17 protein-coding genes are annotated in these 18,955 nt (G+C 73.7%); 15 read left to right on the top strand and 2 right to left on the bottom strand.

Annotated features, from left to right (window positions below; all coding sequences use genetic code 11):
* Positions 1-4 precede the first annotated feature (4 nt).
* Positions 5-2,233: a RelA/SpoT family protein gene (locus tag FQ330_RS06755; RefSeq protein WP_146356228.1), complete on the top strand. Its 2,229-nt coding sequence runs from the start codon at positions 5-7 to the stop codon at positions 2,231-2,233.
* A 55-nt stretch (positions 2,234-2,288) separates the two neighbouring features.
* On the opposite strand, the gene FQ330_RS06750 is transcribed toward FQ330_RS06755, so the two are convergent.
* The gene (locus FQ330_RS06750; RefSeq protein ID WP_318655687.1) at positions 2,289-3,797 is read right to left on the bottom strand and encodes a DUF349 domain-containing protein; all 1,509 of its coding nucleotides are present in this window, start codon (positions 3,795-3,797) and stop codon (positions 2,289-2,291) included.
* A 48-nt stretch (positions 3,798-3,845) separates the two neighbouring features.
* Positions 3,846-4,604, bottom strand: coding sequence for a peptidylprolyl isomerase (locus tag FQ330_RS06745; RefSeq protein WP_146356226.1), 759 nt, complete (start codon positions 4,602-4,604; stop codon positions 3,846-3,848).
* An 85-nt stretch (positions 4,605-4,689) separates the two neighbouring features.
* Here FQ330_RS06745 and FQ330_RS06740 point away from each other — a divergent pair, with 85 nt between their 5' ends.
* From FQ330_RS06740 to FQ330_RS06675, 14 genes are all read left to right on the top strand, one after another.
* Complete coding sequence (locus tag FQ330_RS06740) at positions 4,690-6,015, top strand: replication-associated recombination protein A (RefSeq protein ID WP_128189165.1); 1,326 nt, start codon at positions 4,690-4,692, stop codon at positions 6,013-6,015.
* Positions 6,016-6,141: 126 nt separating this feature from the next.
* Entirely contained in the window at positions 6,142-6,771 is a 630-nt protein-coding gene (rpsD, locus tag FQ330_RS06735) for a 30S ribosomal protein S4 (RefSeq protein WP_128189166.1), read from the top strand.
* A 113-nt stretch (positions 6,772-6,884) separates the two neighbouring features.
* Positions 6,885-7,064: a hypothetical protein gene (locus FQ330_RS06730; protein ID WP_128189167.1), complete on the top strand. Its 180-nt coding sequence runs from the start codon at positions 6,885-6,887 to the stop codon at positions 7,062-7,064.
* 75 nt (positions 7,065-7,139) lie between these two features.
* Positions 7,140-9,797, top strand: a complete 2,658-nt coding sequence (alaS, locus tag FQ330_RS06725; RefSeq protein ID WP_146356224.1) for an alanine--tRNA ligase — start codon at positions 7,140-7,142, stop codon at positions 9,795-9,797.
* A 14-nt stretch (positions 9,798-9,811) separates the two neighbouring features.
* Positions 9,812-10,285 carry a Holliday junction resolvase RuvX gene (gene ruvX / locus FQ330_RS06720; protein ID WP_128190504.1) on the top strand — a complete coding sequence of 158 codons (474 nt, stop codon included), beginning with the start codon at positions 9,812-9,814 and terminating at the stop codon, positions 10,283-10,285.
* 1 nt (position 10,286) lies between these two features.
* Entirely contained in the window at positions 10,287-11,363 is a 1,077-nt protein-coding gene (gene mltG / locus FQ330_RS06715; RefSeq protein ID WP_128190503.1) for an endolytic transglycosylase MltG, read from the top strand.
* Between the two features lies 1 nt (position 11,364).
* Complete coding sequence (locus tag FQ330_RS06710; RefSeq protein ID WP_146356222.1) at positions 11,365-12,216, top strand: shikimate dehydrogenase; 852 nt, start codon at positions 11,365-11,367, stop codon at positions 12,214-12,216.
* A 2-nt stretch (positions 12,217-12,218) separates the two neighbouring features.
* Positions 12,219-13,406, top strand: a complete 1,188-nt coding sequence (aroC, locus tag FQ330_RS06705; protein ID WP_146356220.1) for a chorismate synthase — start codon at positions 12,219-12,221, stop codon at positions 13,404-13,406.
* The gene (locus tag FQ330_RS06700) at positions 13,403-13,942 is read left to right on the top strand and encodes a shikimate kinase (protein ID WP_225792726.1); all 540 of its coding nucleotides are present in this window, start codon (positions 13,403-13,405) and stop codon (positions 13,940-13,942) included. The genes aroC and FQ330_RS06700 overlap by 4 nt, the downstream gene beginning before the upstream one ends.
* A gap of 20 nt (positions 13,943-13,962) precedes the next feature.
* Entirely contained in the window at positions 13,963-15,024 is a 1,062-nt protein-coding gene (gene aroB / locus FQ330_RS06695) for a 3-dehydroquinate synthase (RefSeq protein ID WP_146356218.1), read from the top strand.
* A gap of 19 nt (positions 15,025-15,043) precedes the next feature.
* The gene (aroQ, locus tag FQ330_RS06690) at positions 15,044-15,478 is read left to right on the top strand and encodes a type II 3-dehydroquinate dehydratase (RefSeq protein ID WP_146356216.1); all 435 of its coding nucleotides are present in this window, start codon (positions 15,044-15,046) and stop codon (positions 15,476-15,478) included.
* A gap of 53 nt (positions 15,479-15,531) precedes the next feature.
* Positions 15,532-16,095, top strand: a complete 564-nt coding sequence (gene efp, locus FQ330_RS06685) for an elongation factor P (protein ID WP_128190031.1) — start codon at positions 15,532-15,534, stop codon at positions 16,093-16,095.
* 1 nt (position 16,096) lies between these two features.
* On the top strand, positions 16,097-16,516 hold the full coding sequence (gene nusB, locus FQ330_RS06680) for a transcription antitermination factor NusB (protein WP_128190032.1): 420 nt from the start codon (positions 16,097-16,099) through the stop codon (positions 16,514-16,516).
* A gap of 74 nt (positions 16,517-16,590) precedes the next feature.
* A complete protein-coding gene (locus FQ330_RS06675; RefSeq protein ID WP_146356214.1) occupies positions 16,591-18,894 on the top strand; it encodes a cell wall-binding repeat-containing protein in 2,304 nt (767 codons plus the stop codon).
* Positions 18,895-18,955 lie beyond the last annotated feature (61 nt).

Below are 18,955 nucleotides of genomic sequence, written 5' to 3'. Positions count from 1 at the left end.
CGAGATGAGCGACGCCCAGCAGACCTCGGGCGGCTTCCGCACGCTGCTGCCCTTCCTCTTCTCGCGCTCCCACCGCGCGGGCGCCGTCGACGAGCTGATCCGCACGGTCAAGTCGCAGCACCCGAAGGGCGACACCGGGCTCATCCAGCGCGCGTACATCGTCGCCGAGGAGGCGCACCGCGGCCAGTACCGCAAGTCGGGCGAGCCGTACATCACGCACCCCGTCGCGGTCGCGCAGATCCTCGCCGACCTCGGCATCGGCGCCATCACCGTCGCCGCCGCGCTGCTCCACGACACCGTCGAGGACACCACCTACACGCTCGAGCAGTGCCGCGCCGACTTCGGCGACGAGATCGCGATGCTCGTCGACGGGGTGACGAAGCTCGACAAGCTGAAGTACGGCGAGTCGGCCCAGGCCGAGACCGTGCGCAAGATGGTCGTCGCGATGTCGAAGGACATCCGCGTGCTCGTCATCAAGCTCGCCGACCGGCTCCACAACGCGCGCACGTGGGGCTTCGTCTCGGATGAGTCGGCGCAGCGCAAGGCCCGCGAGACGATCGAGATCTACGCGCCCCTCGCGCACCGCCTCGGCATCCAGACGATGAAGGTCGAGCTCGAGGACCTCTCGTTCGCGGTGCTGCAGCCGAAGGTCTACCTCGAGATCAAGAACCTCGTCGAGGCGCGCGCGCCCGAGCGGGAGCGGTACCTCGAGGAGGTCGTGTCCGGCCTCAGCGAGGACATGAAGTCGCAGAGGATCCGCGGCCGCATCGCGGGGCGCCCCAAGCAGTACTACTCGATCTACAACAAGATGCGGGTGCGCGGCCACGACTTCGCCGACATCTACGACCTCGTCGGCGTGCGCGTGATCGTGCAGTCGGTGCGCGACTGCTACGCGGTGCTCGGCGCGATCCACGCGCGCTGGCAGCCGATGCCGGGGCGCCTCAAGGACTACATCGCGACGCCGAAGTTCAACCTCTACCAGTCGCTGCACACGACCGTCATCGGCCCGCGCGGCCACCACGTCGAGATCCAGATCCGCACCGAGGAGATGCACCGCCGCGCCGAGTACGGCGTCGCGGCGCACTGGAAGTACAAGCAGGGCGGCGGCGCGATGTCGTCGACCGACATGGCGTGGCTCGCGCACATCAACGACTGGCAGGAGGAGACGACCGACCCGGGCGAGTTCCTCGACTCCCTGCGCTTCGAGATCGGCGCGAAGGAGCTCTACGTCTTCACGCCGAAGGGCAAGGTGATCGGCCTGCCCGCCGGCGCGACCCCCGTCGACTTCGCCTACGCGGTGCACACCGAGGTCGGCCACCGCACGATGGGCGCGAAGGTCAACGGCCGCCTCGTGCCGCTCGACACGAAGCTCGCGACCGGCGACATCGTCGAGGTGCTGACGTCGAAGAACCCGGATGCGGGGCCCAGCCAGGACTGGCAGGGCTTCGTCACGTCGCCCCGCGCGCGCAGCAAGATCCGCCAGTGGTTCCAGCGCGAGCGCCGCGACGAGGCCGTCGAGGTCGGCAAGGAGGCGATCGCGAAGGCCATGCGCCGGCACGACCTGCCGCTGCAGAAGCTCATGGGCCGCGATGCGTTCGCGCAGGTGGCGGCGCAGCTGAAGTACGACGACGTGACGGCCCTGTACGCCGCCGTGGGCGAGGGGCACGTCTCGACGCAGTCGGTGCTCGAGAAGGTCGTGTCGGCGATCCGCGTCGACGAGGCCGCGGACGACGACGCGCACGTGACGGTGCTGCCGAGCAAGGCGCCGAGGCCCGCGTCGAGCGCCTCCGGCGTGCTCGTGCGGGGCGCCGACGACATCCTCGTGAAGCTGTCGAAGTGCTGCACGCCCGTGCCGGGCGACGAGATCGTCGGCTTCGTCACGCGCGGCCAGGGCGTGAGCGTGCACCAGCGCAGCTGCCCGAACGTGCAGGGCCTGCTCGCCGAGCCCGAGCGCATGATCGAGGTCGAGTGGGCGGCGACGTCGAAGGGGCTGTTCCTCGTGAACATCCAGGTCGAGGCGCTCGACCGCTCGGGGCTGCTGAGCGACATCACCCGCGTGCTTACCGAGCACCACGTCAACATCCTCTCGGCGAGCGTGCACACCGGCACCGACCGGCTCGCGATCAGCCGCTTCGCGTTCGAGATGGGCGACGTGACGCACCTCGACCACGTGCTGAACGCGGTGCGCCGCATCGACGGCGTCTACGACGTCTACCGCATCACGACGGGCTGACGGACGACGAGGGGGCCGGCGCCATCGGCGCCGGCCCCCTCGTCGTCATGCTGCGTCAGCCTGCGGCTGCGACGACCTCGAGCCACGAGCGCTTCGTCTGCAGCTCGGCCTCGAGCTCTGCCTTGCGGCGCGCATCCGTCGTGTCCGCGATCTCGGCCTCGAGCTTCTCGATGGCCTCCTCGAGCTGGCCGGCGAGGCCCTCGGAGCGCGCCTTGCGCTCGGGGTTCGACGCCTTCCAGTGCTGCTCGTCGAGCTCGCGCACGTGCGTCTCGATCTTGCGCATGCGGTCCTCGACCTCGCGCAGCGCCTCGCGGGGCACGCGGCCGATCTCGTCCCAGCGGCGCTGCACGCCGAGCAGGGCCTCGCGCGCCTTGGCGCGATCGGTGATCTCGAGGATCGGCGTCGCCTCCTGGAGCAGCGCGCGCTTGGCGGCCAGGTTCTCGGCGTACTCCTCGTTGTCGACCGCGGCCTGCTCGGCCTTCGCGGCGAACAGCACGTCGCCGGCCTCCTTGAACTGGGCCCACAGCGCGTCGTCGATCTTGCGGCCGGCGCGGCCGGCTGCCTTCCACTGGTCGAGCAGCGCGCGGTAAGCGGGGATGCCGTCGACGCCCTTCGGCGCGAGCGCCTGGGCCTGCTCGACGAGCGCCTGCTTGCGCGCGCGGACGTCCTTGTGGGATGCGTCGAGGTCGGCGAAGAAGCGGCGGCGGGCGGTCTCGAGGGTCGAGCGCGCGTCGCGGAAGCGCTTCCAGAGCGCGTCGGCCTGGCCCTTCGACAGCCGCGGGCCGTCCTTCTGCAGGCGCTGCCAGTCGGCGAAGAGCACGTCGACCTGCTGCATGGTCTGCTTCCACTGCACGTTCTCGAGGTCGCCGCTCGCGAGCTGCTCGATCGCCTCGACGACGCGCGTGCGCTCGGCGATGGCCTCGTCGACCTCCGCCTTGCTCGCGGCCTGCTGCTTCGCCTCGAGCTCGCCGAGCTCGCCGCGGAGCGCGTCGAGACGGCTGAGCAGGGACGGGATGTCGCCGACCGCGGGCGCCTCGAGCACGGTCGCGTGGAGGTGCGAGGCGGCCTTCGCCACGTCGCGGGCGCTCGCGCCGCCGCGGATGCGCTGCTCGAGCAGGCGGACCTGGCCCTCGAGGTCGGCGAACTTGCGCTCGAAGTAGCCGAGCGCCTCCTCGGCCGTGACGTCGGGGAACTGGCCGACGACGCGCCATCCGTCGCCGTCCTTGACCGCGACCGTGCCGGCGGCGTCGACCCGGCCGAGCTCGCGCTCGATGACCGGCTCGCCCATGACGGGCGCAGCGGGCTCCTCGGCGGGAGCCTGCTCCTCAGCGGGAGCCTGCTCCTCGGCGGCAGGCGCCTCCTGCTCGGTGGCCGCAGCCTCCGCGGGCGCCTCCTGCTCGACGGGCGCCTCCTCCTCGGCAGCGGGAGCCTCCGGCTGGGCGGGAGCCTCCGGCTCGGCGGGCTGCTCCACCTGCTCGGCGGGCGCCTCCTGCTCGGGGGCGTCCTGCGGCGCGGCAGGCTGCTCCGACGCGGCGGGGTCGATGGGCTGGGTGGGCTCGGGCATGACGGAGTCTCTCGTACGAGGGGACGGGCAGGTAGAGCGTAGCGCGGGCTACTGCAGGACGAAGTCCTCGATCGTGACCGGCTCCGCGGGCGCGCCGTCGGGCACGCCGCCCGCCGTGCCCTTCGCGATGACGGCCTCCTGCAGCTCGTCGAGGCCGCCGGTGACTCGGCCGATCACGCTGTAGCCGCCGGCGGAGTCGGAGGGGATGCTCGTGTCGCCGTAGACGATGAAGAACTGGTGGCCGTTCGAGTCGGCGTTGCCCGACTGGCGGGCCATCGCGATGGTGCCCTCGACGTAGAGGTCGTCGGCGGGCGCGTTCTCGACCGGGCCGTACATGTAGGTCGGGTCGCCGCCGCCCTGGCCGTCGACCGAGCCGCACTGCAGCACCGAGAATCCCTCGCTCGTCGTGAGGCGGTGGCACGTCTTGCCGTCGTAGTAGTCGCGCTGCGCGTCGGCGAGCACGGCGGAGACGGCCTGGGGGGCCGCGGCGCCGTCGAGCTCGACGTCGAGCTCGACGCCGTTCACCGTGAGCGAGCCGGTCCACGTGCGTCCCTCGGCGAGCGAGGGGTCGGGCACGGTGGACTCGGCCGCGGGCGCGGTCGCGCTGGGCGTCGGCGCCGCGGTATCGGCCGGGTCCGCGGGAGCGGGGCGGGTGGCGATGAGCGCCGTGCCGCCCGCGAGCACGACGAGCGCGAGGGCGGCCCCGATGAGGGAGTCGCGGCGCTGCCGGCGCTGCCGGCGCTCGTGCACGGCCTGCCGCGCGCGGTAGTCGCGGACGCGCCGCTCCTGCTCCTGCTTCGTGACCACGGGCTCTCCTCTGCCGCTCGCGCACCCGCTCGGTGCGGCGTTCAGGCTACCGGGTCGTGTGGGCGGCGCCGCCTAGGCTGGGGGCATGGCAGGAGGGACGACAGCGCCGCTCGCCGTGCGCATGCGCCCGACGAGCCTCGACGACGTCGTCGGCCAGCGCCACCTGCTCGGCCCCGGCTCGCCGCTGCGCCGGCTCGCCGCGCCGAGCGAGGGCGCGAGCGGCCAGAGCGTCATCCTCTGGGGTCCTCCCGGCACGGGCAAGACGACGCTCGCGCAGTCGATCGCGCACTCCTCCGACCGCCGCTTCGTCGAGCTGAGCGCCGTCACGGCCGGCGTCAAGGACGTCCGCCAGGTGATGGAGGCGGCGCTGAACGACCGCGACCTCTTCCAGCGCTCCACCGTGCTCTTCCTCGACGAGATCCACCGCTTCACCAAGGCCCAGCAGGACGCGCTGCTGCCGGGCGTCGAGCAGGGCTGGGTCACGCTCATCGCCGCGACGACCGAGAACCCGTCGTTCAGCGTCATCAGCCCGCTGCTGTCGCGCTCGCTGCTGCTGACGCTCGAGCCGCTCGGCGACGACGACATCGCCGAGCTCGTCGACCGCGCGATCGCCGACCCGCGCGGCTTCGACGGGCGCATCGCGCTCGACGACGAGGCCCGCGCGCAGCTCATCCGGCTCTCCTCCGGCGACGCCCGGCGCGCGCTCACGGCGCTCGAGGCCGCCGGCGCCCACGCGCTCGAAGCCGCGGGTGAGGGCGTCGCGGATGCGCCGACGACCGTCACGGCCGAGGCCCTGGCGAGCGCCGTCGACCGCGCGCTGCTGCGCTACGACCGGCAGGGCGACGAGCACTACGACGTCATCTCGGCGTTCATCAAGTCGGTGCGCGGCTCCGACCCCGACGCGGCGCTCCACTGGCTCGCCCGCATGATCGAGGCGGGGGAGGACCCGCGCTTCATCGCCCGGCGCATCATCGTGCTCGCCGCCGAGGACATCGGGATGGCCGACCCGCAGGGCCTCGTGGTGGCGACCGCCGCCGCGCAGGCGGTGCAGATGATCGGCATGCCCGAGGGGCGCATCCCGCTCGCCGAGGCGGTCGTCTACCTCGCCACCGCGCCGAAGTCCAACCGCTCCTACCTCGGCATCGACCGCGCCATCGCCGACGTGCGCTCGGGCGACATCGGCCGCGTGCCGACGCACCTGCGCGACGCCCACTACCCGGGCGCCAAGCGGCTCGGCCACGGCAAGGGCTACCGCTACGCGCACGACGCGCCGGCCGGCGTCGCGACCCAGCAGCACCTGCCCGACCCGCTCGTGGGGCGCCGCTACTACGAGCCGGGCGCCCACGGCTACGAGCGCGATGTCGCCGCTCGCCTCGAGCGCATCCGCCGCATCCTCTCCGGCGACGCCTGACCTCTGGTAGCCTGGTCGCTGGTCCTCTGGCAGCCCGGCTGCCGACGCAGGACCCGCACCCCTCCTTAGGTCCCGGCACTCGGCCGGGACAGCCGCTCGCGCGGCAGCGACTCAGCGAAGGAAGTCATGTCCACGAAGTCCCGTACCCGGTCGAAGACGCGCCTCTCGCGCGCCCTCGGCATCGCCCTCACGCCGAAGGCGGCGCGCTACCTCGAGAAGCGCCCCTACGGCCCCGGCCAGCACGGCCGCACCAAGCGCAAGGCCGATAGCGACTACGCCGTCCGCCTCCGCGAGAAGCAGCGCCTGCGCGCCCAGTACGGCATCCGCGAGGCGCAGCTGCGCAACACCTTCAACGAGGCCCGCCGCCAGTCCGGCCTGACGGGTGAAAACCTCGTCGAGCTGCTCGAGATGCGCCTCGACGCGCTCGTGCTCCGCTCGGGCTTCGCCCGCACGATGTCGCAGGCCCGCCAGATGGTCGTGCACCGCCACATCATGGTCGACGGCCAGCGCGTCGACCGCCCCTCGTTCCGCGTGAAGGAGGGCCAGCTCATCCACGTGCACCAGCGCAGCGAGGGCATGGAGCCCTTCCAGGTCGCGGCCGCAGGCGGCCACGCCGGCGTGCTCCCGCCCGTCCCGCCGTACCTCGACGTGCAGCTCGACCGCCTCCAGGCCCGCCTCGTGCGCCGCCCGAAGCGCGCCGAGGTGCCCGTCGTCGCCGACGTCCAGCTCGTCGTCGAGTACTACGCCGCTCGCTGATCCGAGCGCATCGAGGAGGGGTCGCCAGCCGGCGGCCCCTCTTCGTCGTTAGACTGTCCGAGCCCGTGCGCCGATCCGGCGCGGGGCGAAGCGAGACACGAGGGGGACCCGCTGTGAAGAAGCTCCTGTTCCTGGCCGTCGGCGTCGTCATCGGCGTCTTCGCCGCCCGCCGCATCGAGGAGACCGAGAAGGGCAAGGCGTTCCTCGACAACGTCGACTCGCGCGGCCGTGAGTTCACGGACGCCGTCAAGGACGGCTACCAGGCACGCGACCGCGAGCTGCGAGGCGAGTGACGACACCCGATCCGAGCCCGGGCGCTGCGCGCCCGGGCTCGTCAGGCCCCGACGGGGCTGGAAAGACCTGACCCCATGCAGACCGCAGAGATCCACAGCCGCTTCCTGAAGCACTTCGAGGCCAAGGACCACACCATCGTCCCCTCGGCGTCGCTCGTCAGCGACGACCCCGCGATCATGTTCACGATCGCCGGCATGGTGCCGTTCATCCCCTACCTCTCCGGCCGGGTGCCCGCCCCCTGGCCGCGCGTCGCCGACGTGCAGAAGTGCATCCGCACCCTCGACATCGAGGAGGTCGGCCGCACGCCCCGCCACGGCACCTTCTTCCAGATGGCCGGCAACTGGTCGTTCGGCGACTACTTCAAGCGCGAGGCGATCGCCTACGCGTGGGAGCTGCTCACCGGCTCCGAGGCCGACGGCAAGTTCGGCTTCGACCCCAAGGACCTCTGGGTCACCGTCTTCGAGACCGACGACGAGGCCGAGCGCCTCTGGCTCGAGGTCACCGACGTCGACGCGTCGCGCATCCAGCGCCTCGGCCTCGAGGACAACTACTGGATGACCGGGCAGCCCGGCCCCGCCGGCCCCGACTCCGAGATCTTCTTCGACCTCGGCCCCGAGCACGGCCCCGACGGCGGCCCCGCGACCGGCAGCGACCGGTACGTCGAGATCTGGAACCTCGTCTTCATGCAGGACGAGATCGCCGACGTGCGCTCGAAGACCGACTTCACGATCGTGCGCGAGCTGCCGAACAAGAACATCGACACCGGCATGGGGCTCGAGCGCGTCGCGTTCCTCAAGCAGGGCGTGCAGAACATCTACGAGATCGACCAGGTGCGCCCCGTGCTCGACGTCGCGGGCGAGCTCTCCGGCCGCCGCTACGGCGCCGCCACCGAGGACGACGTGCGGATGCGCGTGGTCGCCGACCACGTGCGCTCGTCGCTCATGCTCATGGGCGACGGGGTGACGCCCGGCAACGACGGCCGCGGCTACATCCTGCGCCGCCTCATGCGCCGCTCGGTGCGCTCGATGCGCCTGCTCGGCGTGCACGAGGCGACGTTCCCGGCGCTGTTCGAGGCGAGCTACCGCGCCATGGTGACCGCGTACCCCGAGCTCGAGGCCGCCTACCCCCGCATCGCGCGGCTCGCGGTGAACGAGGAGGAGACGTTCCTCCGCACCCTCGAGTCGGGCTCGACGGTGCTCGACCTCGCGATGTCCGACGTGCGCCGCGACTCCGGCCACGTCGTGCCGGGCAAGACGGCGTTCCTGCTGCACGACACCTACGGGTTCCCGATCGACCTGACGATGGAGATCGCCGAGGAGGCGGGCCTCGAGGTCGACCGCTCGACGTTCGAGACGCTCATGAGCGAGCAGCGCACGCGGGCGAAGGCCGACGCGAAGTCGCGCCGGCGGCAGCTCGCCGACCTGTCGGTCTACTCGGAGCTGCGCGCGAAGGGCGAGACGGCCTTCCTCGGCTACGACGAGCTGCAGGCCGACGGCGAGGTCATCGGCATCATCGCCGACGGCGCCCAGGTGCAGCGCGCGGGCGTCGGCGACGAGGTCGAGGTCGTCCTCACCGCCACGTCGCTCTACGCGGAGTCGGGCGGCCAGGACAGCGACCAGGGCACGCTCGTCGGCTCCGGCTTCGAGGCCGACGTGCTCGACGTGCAGCGCCCGGTGCAGGGCCTCATCAGCCACACGGTGCGGGTGACGTCGGGCGAGCTCGCCGTCGGCGACCTCGCGCACGCGGCCGTCGACCCGCTCTACCGGCGCGCGGCCAACCAGGCGCACTCCGCGACGCACGTCGTGCACGCGGCGCTGCGCCAGCTGCTCGGCCCCGACGCGGCCCAGTCGGGCTCGTACAACAAGGCCGGCTACATGCGCCTCGACTTCTCCTGGTCGAGCGCCCTCTCGAGCGACATGCGCCAGGAGCTCGAGGGCATCGCGAACTCGGCGATCCGCGACGACCTGCCGGTCGAGACGCGCGTCATGCCGATCGACGAGGCGAAGTCGCTCGGCGCCATGGCGCTGTTCGGCGAGAAGTACGGCGACACCGTGCGCATGGTCGACATCGGCGGCCCCTGGTCGCGGGAGCTGTGCGGCGGCACCCACGTGGGCGCCTCCAGCCAGATCGGGCTCATCTCGATCACGAGCGAGTCGAGCGTCGGCTCGACCAACCGGCGCGTCGAGGCCGCCGTGGGCCCGGATGCGTTCCGCCAGCTGGTCGCGGAGCGCACGCTCGTGAGCGAGCTCACCGGCATGCTGAAGACGCCGAAGGAGCAGCTGCCCGGCCGCATCCAGGAGCTCGTGACCTCGCTCAAGGCGGCCGAGAAGCGCATCGCCGAGTTCGAGTCGCAGCAGCTGGCCGGCCGCGTCGGACCGATCGCCGAGGCCGCCGAGGCGGTCGGCGCGCTGCGCTTCGCCTCGGTCGACCTGGGCCGGATCGGCTCCGCCGACGACCTCCGCTCGGTCGCGTCGCAGGTGCGCGAGCGCCTCGGCGCCGACCCCGCGGTCGTCGCGATCGGCGGCGCGGTCGACGGCCGCCCGGCGATCGTGGTCGCCACCAACCAGGCCGCGCGCGATGCGGGCGTCGTCGCGGGCCCGCTCGCCAAGGCGGCCGCGGGCGCGCTCGGCGGCGGCGGCGGCGGCAAGCCCGACATGGCGCAGGGCGGCGGGCAGGATGCGGCCGCGATGCCCGCGGCGATCGCCGCCGTGCGCGAGGGGCTCCGCCGCTGAGCGCGGCGACGGCGATGCGCCGGGGCGTCAGGATCGGCGTCGACGTGGGCCGCGCCCGGGTCGGGGTCGCCAGGTGCGACCTCGACGGGCTGCTCGCGACGCCGGTGGAGACCATCCAGCGCGCCGACGTCGACCCCGTCGCACGCCTCGCCGCGATCGCCGAGGAGCTCGGCGCGATCGAGGCGGTCGTGGGGCTGCCGATCTCGCTCTCCGGCGCCGACACCCCGAGCACCCAGGACGCGCGCGACATGGCCTCCGCGCTCGCGCGCTCGCTGCCCGTGCGGCTCGTGGACGAGCGGCTCTCGACCGTCACCGCCTCGGCGGGCATGCGCGCGGCCGGCAGGTCGTCGCGCCAGCAGCGCCAGAGCATCGACCAGGCCGCGGCCGTGGTCATCCTGCAGCACGCACTCGACAGCGAGCGCACCGCCGGGCGGGCGCCCGGCGAGGTGCTCACCGACGGCGGCGCAGCCGCCCCCATGGAGGACTGAGATGGCTGGACGTCGCGCGCGGGAGCGCAGGGCCCGAGGCCGCCGCAGGCTCATCGGCTGGAGCATCGCGCTCGTGGTGGTCGTCGGCGCGATCATCGCCGCAGTGGTCGTGGTGCCGCGCCTGGTCGACCGCTTCAGCGGCCCCGAGGACTACGCAGGCCCCGGCACCGGCGAGGTGATCGTGCAGGTGCAGTCGGGCCAGAACGGCTACGACGTCGCGGCTGAGCTCGCCGAGCAGGACGTCATCGCGAGCGCGGAGGCGTTCACCGACATCCTCGTCGCCCACCCCTCGATCCAGCTGCACCCGGGCGCGTACCGCGTGCAGCAGCAGATGTCGGCGCAGGGCGCGCTCGACGCGATCCTCGACCCCGCGAACAAGGTCGAGCTGCGCGTCACCGTGCCCGAGGGCTACACGCTGCCGCAGGTCTTCGAGCGGCTGGAGCGCGACCTCGGGATCCCGCAGGCCGAGTTCGTGCAGGCGAGCGGCGACCTCGCGCAGTTCGACCTGCCCGACGACGCGACGACGCTCGAGGGCTGGCTGTTCCCGGCCACGTACACCTTCGACGACGGCGTCACCGCGCCGGCCGTGCTGCAGGCGATGATCGCGCGCCAGACGCAGGCCCTCGACGCCGCCGGCGTCGCCGAGGCCGACCGCCAGCGGGTGCTGACCTTCGCGTCGCTCGTGCAGCGCGAGGCGCGGCTGCCCGACGACTTCGGCCGCGTGGCCCGCGTCTTCCAGAACCGGCTCGACATCAACATGCCGCTGCAGTCCGACGCGACCGTCGCCTACGGCACGGGCAACCTGCACGTCGTGACGACGACCGCCGAGGAGCGGGCCGACACCGAGAACCCGTACAACACGTACGCGCGCCCCGGGCTGCCGGTCGGCCCGATCGGCGCCCCCGGCGACACCGCGCTCCAGGCGGCGCTCGCGCCGACCGAGGGGGACTGGCTCTACTTCGTCACGGTCAACCCGGAGACGGGCGAGACGGTCTTCTCGGAGACCTACGGCGAGCACCTGGCCGCCGTCGAGCAGTTCCAGCAGTTCCTGCGCGACAACCCGGGCTGGGGCGGCTGACGTGGCGGCCGTCGGCGGCGCGGGCGGCACCCGCCGCCTCGCCGTCGTCGGACAGCCGGTCGCGCACTCGCTCTCGCCGGTGCTGCAGGGCGCGGCCGCGCGGGCGCTCGGCCTCGACTGGGCGTACGAGCGGCGCGAGGTCGCGCCCGGCGCGCTCGCGGGCTTCGTCGCCGGGCTGGATGCCGCGTGGCTCGGGCTCTCGGTCACCGCGCCGCTGAAGGGCGAGGCGGCGGCGCTCGCATCGGCGCTCGACGAGCGCGCGACGCTCACGGGAGCCGCGAACACGCTGCTGCTCGGCGCGCGCGTGCGGGGCTGGAACACCGACGTCGGCGGCATCGTCCGGGCGTTCGCGGATGCGGGGCTCGGCTCCGTGCGGACGGGCGGGATCGTGGGCGCGGGCGCTACGGCCCAGTCGGCGCTCGTCGCGCTCGCCGAGCTCGGCGCCGAGCGCGTGGTCGTGGCCCTGCGGAGCCCGCACAAGGCCGAGGCGCTCGTGGCGCTGGGGGAGCGGCTCGGCGTGCTCGTCGCGCCCCAGGGCCTCGAGGAGCCCCTGCCCGCCGTCGACGCCGCCGTCTCGACGCTGCCCGCGGCGGCGCCGGCCGCGCCGGACTTCGACGCGCCGCCTGCAGTGCTGCTCGACGCCGACTACGCCCGCGCCGACGGCTCGCGCTACCGCGGCGCGGTCCCCGCCGGGCAGCTGCTCGACGGCCGCGAGATGCTGCTCCAGCAGGCGGTGCTGCAGGCCCGCATCTTCGCGCTCGGCGAGGTGGAGGCGCCCCTGCCCGAGGAGGCGCGCGTCGTGACGGCCATGCGCGCGGCACTGGAGGCATCCGCGGGTCTGGAAGAATCGTGACCATGCTGCGCTGGCTCACCGCCGGGGAATCCCACGGCCCCGAACTCATCGCCCTCCTCGAGGGGCTCCCCGCCGGGGTGCCGATCACCGCCGAGCAGATCCAGGCCGACCTGCAGCGGCGCAAGCTCGGCGCGGGCCGCGGCGCGCGCATGAAGTTCGAGCAGGACGAGCTGTCGATCTCGGGCGGCATCCGCCACGGTCGCTCGCAGGGCGGCCCCGTGGCGCTCCGCATCGGCAACACCGAGTGGCCGAAGTGGACCGAGGTCATGGGCGCCGCGCCGCTCGAGGGCGAGCTCACGGGCGCGCGCGCCGCGAAGCTGACCCGGCCGCGGCCCGGCCACGCCGACCTCGTGGGCATGCAGAAGCACGGCTTCGACGAGGCGCGCCCCGTGCTCGAGCGGGCGAGCGCCCGCGAGACCGCCGCTCGCGTCGCGCTCGGTGCCGTCGCGCGCGCGTTCCTCGGCGAGCTCGGCGTGCGGCTCGTCAGCCACACGCTCTCGATCGGGCCCGTGCGCGTGCCGGACGACGCGCCGCTGCCGACCGCCGACGACGTCGACCGGCTCGACGGCGACGAGCTGCGCTGCCTGCACCCGGCCACGAGCGCGGCGATGCTCGCCGAGGTCGAGGACGCCCGGCGCTCGGGCGACACGCTCGGCGGCATCGTCGAGGTGCTCGCGTACGGCCTGCCGCCGGGCCTCGGCTCCTACGTGCACTGGGACCGCCGCCTCGACGGACGGCTCGCACAGGCGCTCATGAGCATCCAGGCCATCAAGGGCGTCGAGGTCGGCGACGGCTTCGAGACCACGCGGCGGCGCGGGAGCGTCGCGCACGACGAGCTGCTCGTCGGCGACGGCGGCGTCACGCGCGAGACCGTGCGCGCCGGCGGGATCGAGGGCGGCATGTCCACCGGCGGCGTGCTGCGCGTGCGCGCGGGCATGAAGCCCATCGCCACCGTGCCTCGGGCGCTCCGCACCGTCGACGTCGCGACCGGCGAGGCGGCGCAGGCGCACCACCAGCGCAGCGACGTCTGCGCGGTGCCGGCCGCGGGCGTCGTCGCCGAGGCGATGGTCGCGCTCGTGCTCGCCGACGCGGTCGTCGAGAAGTTCGGCGGCGACTCGGTCGCCGAGACGCGCCGCAACCTCGACGCCTACCTCGCCGCCATCCCCGAGCAGCTGCGCACGACGCCGTGACGGCCGACGGGCCGCGGCCGGGCGACGAGGCCGGCACGACGCCGCCGGTCGCGCTCATCGGGCCGATGGCCGCCGGCAAGTCGTCGCTCGGGCGCAAGCTCGCCACCCGGATCGGGCGCACCTTCGTCGACACCGACCGGCTGGTCGCGCTCGAGCACGGCCCGATCCCGGGGATCTTCGCCGAGCACGGCGAGCCCGCCTTCCGCCGGTGGGAGGCCGACGCCGTGCGGCACGCGCTCACGCCCGGCGCCGTGGTGGCGCTCGGCGGCGGCGCCGTGCTCGACGCGGGCACCCGCGCGCTGCTCGAGCACGCGACGGTCGTGCTCGTCACCGTCGACGAGCGCGCCGCCGAGCGGCGCATCGGCGGCGGCGGCCGGCCGCTGCTCGCCGACGGCATGGCGGCGTGGCGGCGCATCGCCGAGGAGCGCGCGCCGCTCTACCGCGAGCTCGCCGACGTCGAGCTCGACACATCCAGGACACCGATGGCCAAGCTCGTCGACCGGCTCGAGGCCTGGCTCGCCGAGCGCGGGCTGTGAACGCACATGAGGGGGAGCCGATGACCACCATCCGCGTCGAGACCGAGGCGCCGTACGACGTGCACGTCGGGCGGGGCATCCTCGTCGAGCAGGTGCGCGCGTCGCTCGGCGACGCGCAGCGGCTGCTCGTCGTGCACCAGCCGGCCATGAGCCGCATCGCCGACCACCTGAAGTCGGAGCTCGGCATCGAGGTGCTGCTCGCGGAGGTGCCCGACGCCGAGGCCGCCAAGCGCATCGAGGTCGCGCAGTTCCTGTGGCAGATCCTCGGCCAGGCCGAGTTCACCAGGACGGATGCGGTGCTGGGCCTCGGGGGCGGCGCCGTCACCGACCTGGCCGGCTTCGTCGCCGCGACGTGGCTGCGCGGCGTGCGGGTCCTCCAGGCGCCGACGAGCGTGCTCGGCATCGTCGACGCCGCCGTCGGCGGCAAGACCGGCATCAACACCGAGCAGGGCAAGAACCTCGTCGGCGCGTTCCACCACCCGGCGGCCGTCGTCGCCGACCTCGAGCTGGTCGACTCGCTCCCGCGCAACGAGCTGCTCACCGGCTTCGCCGAGATCGTGAAGGCCGGCTTCATCGCCGACCCGCGCATCCTCGAGCTGCTCGAGGGCTCGCTCGCGGCCGCGACCGACCCCGCCGCCCCGGAGTTCCAGGAGGTCGTGGCGCGCTCGATCGCGGTGAAGGCGCGGGTCGTGGCGAACGACTTCCGCGAGCACGGCGAGCGCGAGTTCCTGAACTACGGGCACACGCTCGGGCACGCGATCGAGCACACCGAGCGCTACCGTTGGCGGCACGGGGCGGCGGTCTCCATCGGCATGGTGTTCGCGGCGGAGCTCTCGCGGCTCGCCGGGCGCCTGCCCGAGTCCGTCGTCGACCGGCACCGGGCCATCCTCGAGTCCCTCGCGCTCCCGACCACCTACCCGGTCGGGCGCTGGCAGACGCTGCTCGGCACGATGCGCAAGGACAAGAAGACGCGCGGGTCGATGCTGCGGTTCGTCGTGCTCGACGACGTCGCGAAGCCGCGGATCCTCGAGGGCCCCGACGACAGCCTGCTGTTCATGGCCTACCAGTCGCTCGCCGACTGACGTGCGGCAGACTGGCCGCATGCGCATCCTCGTCCTGAACGGGCCGAACCTCGGCCGGCTCGGCACCCGCGAGCCCGACGTCTACGGCACGGCCACGCTCGCCGACGTCGCGCCGCTCGTCGAGGCCGCCGGCAACCCCGAGCGACCGGTCGAGGCGGAGGTGCGCCAGACGGACGACGAGGCCGAGCTCGTCGGGTGGATCCATGAGGCCGTCGACACCGCGACGCCCGTGATCCTGAATCCCGCCGCGTTCACGCACTACTCCTACGCGCTCCGCGACGCGTGCGCGCAGCTGCAGGGCGTCGCGCCGCTCGTCGAGGTGCACATCTCGAACCCGCACGCGCGCGAGACGTTCCGCCACACGTCGGTCGTGTCGGCCGTCGCGACGGGCGTCATCGCCGGCTTCGGCCTCGACGGCTACCGCCTGGCCGCCCTCGCGATCGCCGCCCGCTAGAATCGTCTGTCGGTCCGCTGAGGGCCCCACTCACCCCCACGGAACGGAACCCCATGGCAACCACGAACGACATCAAGAACGGCGCGGTGCTGAACCTCGACGGCCAGCTCTGGAGCGTCATCGAGTTCCAGCACGTGAAGCCCGGCAAGGGCGGCGCGTTCGTGCGCACCAAGCTGCGCAACGTGCGCAGCCAGAAGGTCGTCGACAAGACCTTCAACGCCGGCACGAAGATGGAGTTCGCGACCGTCGACCGCCGCGACTACCAGTTCCTGTACAACGACGGCCAGGACTTCGTGTTCATGGACAACGACACGTACGAGCAGCTGCCCATCCCGGCCGCGACCGTCGGCGACGCCGCGAAGTACCTGCTCGAGAACGGCACCGCCGCCATCTCGATGCACGAGGGCGAGGCGCTGCAGGTCGAGCTGCCCGCGTCGGTCGTGCTCGAGATCACGTACACGGAGCCCGGCCTGCAGGGCGACCGCTCGAGCGCGGGCACGAAGCCCGCGACGGTCGAGACGGGCGCCGAGATCCAGGTGCCGCTCTTCGTCGAGCAGGGCACCCGCGTCAAGGTCGACACCCGCGACGGCAGCTACCTCGGCCGCGTCACCGACTGACGTGGGCGACGAGACCTACCCCTCCCGCCGCAAGGCCCGCAAGCACGCGGTCGAGGTGCTCTACTCGGCGCAGGCGCGCGACGAGTCGCCGGAGGCCGTGCTGCGCGACACCGCGGCCCGGCTCGGCTGGGCGAAGCACCCGTGGTTCGCGTTCGCGCGCGAGATCGTCGCGGGCGTCGCCGACGAGCAGGCGGGCATCGACGAGCTGATCGCCTCCTCGAGCGAGCACTGGCCGATCGACCGCATGCCGCGCACCGACCTCGCGATCCTGCGCGTCGGCGCATGGGAGCTCGAGCACGAGACGGCGCCCGCGAGCGTCGTCGTCTCGGAGGCGGTGCACCTGGCGAACGAGCTCTCGACAGAGCGCTCGGGCGCGTTCATCAACGGCGTGCTGGGGCGGATCGCGGCGCAGCGCGGCTGAGCGGGGGCGGCCGGGCGCCGTCGTAGGGTGACCTCGGGCGGCCGGCGGACATGTCGGGCCGTCGAGAGCATCCCATGCGCCGCTCACCGTTCCGCGTGCTGACACCGGTCGTCGGCGTCCTGGCGCTCGCGTCCGCGCTGCTGGTCGTGCCCTCCTCGCCTGCCGTCGCCGTCGACCCGGGTGCGCCGGCGCCCGGCAGCATCGAGGAATGCCTGGTGCGCTCGGCCATCGTGCCGGTCGACGCCGAGCCCTCGGAGCAGCCCGCGCAGGTGCGCGAGGCGGCGCTGCGCACGCTGCAGCACGCGCTGCTGTCGCGCCACCCCGATGCGCTCGGCGCAGCCGACCTGCTCCGCGCACCCGACGGCGAGGGCGCGGGCATCGCGCTGCTCGCGGCGACTCCCTTCGCCGGCGAGCTCGTCGCCGAGGAGATCGCCGCCCTGCCGTCGCACCTGCGCTCGGCCGTCACCGACGACGACGTCGACGTCATCGGCGTCGCAGCCCAGCCGCTCCGCGCGCTGTGCGGCGCGCTCGACCGCGCCGTCGGTGCGGACGGGGCGACTGCCGACGCCCTCGTCTCGGCAGCGGTCGACCACCGGAGCGCCGTGCTGCGCCTCGGCGTCGACCGGTCCGGGGCGCTCCGCGCCGCCCCGGCGCGCGCGGGCGCGATCGAGGCGCTTCCGGATGCGTCGGCGGGCGAGGGCGCGGAGCCCGCGGGAGCCGACCTGCTCTCGGCCCTCGGGCTCTGGGGGCTCGGGGTGCCGGTCGAGATGGTCGCGGACGTCGCCGACGAGCCGGTCAGCCGGCTGCACGACTCGGACGGCTACGGCGGCGGCAACGCGATCCGCGTCGGCGGGCTCGCCTGCACGACCGGCTTCGCGGTGCGGACGGCCGACGGCGCCCCCGCGGTGATGAGCGCGGGCCACTGCCCGTCCCCGATCGGCTCGAACGGCGCATCCGTCGTCAGCGGCCACGCGAGCCAGCTGTGCGGGTGGGGGAGCGGTGCAGGCATCGGCCGGGTCTCGCAGAACCTGCTGTCGACCGGCTCCAAGGTCGACTCGATGGTGGTCCGCACGGGATCGGCGAGGCCCACCATGTGGCTCGGGAGCGCGTGCGCCGGGTCCGGCGAGACGGCGGTCCACGGGGCCGGCCAGGTGGGTGCGGGCCAGCAGGTCGGCTTCTCGGGCGCGCGGCAGGGCGAGCAGTACGCGACCCGCACCTCCGAGCCGACCGGCTGCTACGACTTCGGCTACTGGGCGTGCTCGGTGCAGCGCGCGATGTCGTCGCGCTCGACCTACGCCTGCCTGCCCGGCGACTCCGGCGGGCCCGCGTTCCGTCACCGCGCCGGCGGCGGCGTCATCGCGCTCGGTCTCATCACCGCCTCCGGCTACGACCTCGGCATCAACCGGTGCAGCTGGGTCGACATGGGCACGGCGCTGCACCTCAGCGGCGCGGCGATCATGACGCACGCCTCGCTCACCATGGCGCCGCCGGCCCGCATCGCAGGCGCCGACCGCTACCAGACCGCAGCGCTCATCGCGCAGCACGGCTACCCGGACGGCGCCGCGCAGGTCTACATCGCCAGCGGATCGCGCTTCGCCGATGCGCTGAGCGCCGGGGCGGCCGCGGCCCACGTGCGCGCGCCGCTGCTGCTCACCGCGCGAGACCTGCTGCCGTCCTCCGTGCGGCGAGAGCTCGCCAGGCTCGCGCCGAATGCGATCGTGCTGATCGGAGGCGAGCCGTCGGTGTCTGCCGAGGTCGAGGCCGAGCTCGCGGCGATCGCGCCCGTCACGCGGATCGGCGGCGCTGACCGCTACGAGACGAGCGCCCTGCTGGCTGCGCATGCGTTCCCCGAGGGAGCGGACCACGCGTTCGTCGCCACGGGCCGATCCTTCCCGGACGCACTGGCGGCGGGGCCCGCTGCCGCCCGCAGCCACGCGCCCGTGCTGCTCGTCGACGGCCGGACGCCCACCGCGGGAGCGGGCACGCTCGATGCGCTCTCGACCCTGGGCACGACGGAGGTGATCGTCGTGGGCGGCACGCCATCGGTGAGCGACGCCGTCGCCGCGTCGCTGCGGGACGGTCGGACGGTGAGCCGCATCGCCGGCGCCGGCCGCTATCAGACGGCGATCCGCGTGAACGCCGGGTTCGGCGCCCGCCCGCCCGCGATGTACGTCGCGAGCGGCGAGCGGTTCCCGGACGCCCTCGCGGCGGCTGCGGTGGCCGGAGCGCGCGGGGCTCCGCTCTACCTCACGCCGGGCTCGTGCCTCCACGCCGGACTCCCCGCGGAGCACACCAGGCTCGGCCGGCCCGGGGTCGTGCTGCTCGGCGGCACGCCCACGCTCGCCCTCGACGTCTCCCGATACGAGCTCTGCGGCTGACGAAACGGCAAGATTGCAGATCCTGCATCTGCGTGTCAGACTGGAGGCCCCCAGCACCTCG

It is taken from the genome of Agrococcus sediminis (genome assembly GCF_007923295.1).
In the GTDB taxonomy this organism is placed as follows: domain Bacteria; phylum Actinomycetota; class Actinomycetes; order Actinomycetales; family Microbacteriaceae; genus Agrococcus; species Agrococcus sediminis.
The sequence above is the reverse complement of the archived record's forward strand: the minus strand, read 5'-3'. Positions and strand labels throughout refer to the sequence as shown.

Excerpts from the sequence above, each read along its gene's own strand:
- FQ330_RS06755 (WP_146356228.1), top strand. The coding sequence starts at position 5 with ATGAGCGACGCCCAGCAGACCTCGGGCGGCTTCCGCACGCTGCTGCCC.
- FQ330_RS06750 (WP_318655687.1), bottom strand. The coding sequence starts at position 3,797 with ATGCCCGAGCCCACCCAGCCCATCGACCCCGCCGCGTCGGAGCAGCCT.
- FQ330_RS06740 (WP_128189165.1), top strand. The coding sequence starts at position 4,690 with ATGGCAGGAGGGACGACAGCGCCGCTCGCCGTGCGCATGCGCCCGACG.
- rpsD (WP_128189166.1), top strand. The coding sequence starts at position 6,142 with ATGTCCACGAAGTCCCGTACCCGGTCGAAGACGCGCCTCTCGCGCGCC.
- alaS (WP_146356224.1), top strand. The coding sequence starts at position 7,140 with ATGCAGACCGCAGAGATCCACAGCCGCTTCCTGAAGCACTTCGAGGCC.
- ruvX (WP_128190504.1), top strand. The coding sequence starts at position 9,812 with ATGCGCCGGGGCGTCAGGATCGGCGTCGACGTGGGCCGCGCCCGGGTC.
- mltG (WP_128190503.1), top strand. The coding sequence starts at position 10,287 with ATGGCTGGACGTCGCGCGCGGGAGCGCAGGGCCCGAGGCCGCCGCAGG.
- aroC (WP_146356220.1), top strand. The coding sequence starts at position 12,219 with ATGCTGCGCTGGCTCACCGCCGGGGAATCCCACGGCCCCGAACTCATC.
- aroB (WP_146356218.1), top strand. The coding sequence starts at position 13,963 with ATGACCACCATCCGCGTCGAGACCGAGGCGCCGTACGACGTGCACGTC.
- aroQ (WP_146356216.1), top strand. The coding sequence starts at position 15,044 with ATGCGCATCCTCGTCCTGAACGGGCCGAACCTCGGCCGGCTCGGCACC.
- efp (WP_128190031.1), top strand. The coding sequence starts at position 15,532 with ATGGCAACCACGAACGACATCAAGAACGGCGCGGTGCTGAACCTCGAC.
- FQ330_RS06675 (WP_146356214.1), top strand. The coding sequence starts at position 16,591 with ATGCGCCGCTCACCGTTCCGCGTGCTGACACCGGTCGTCGGCGTCCTG.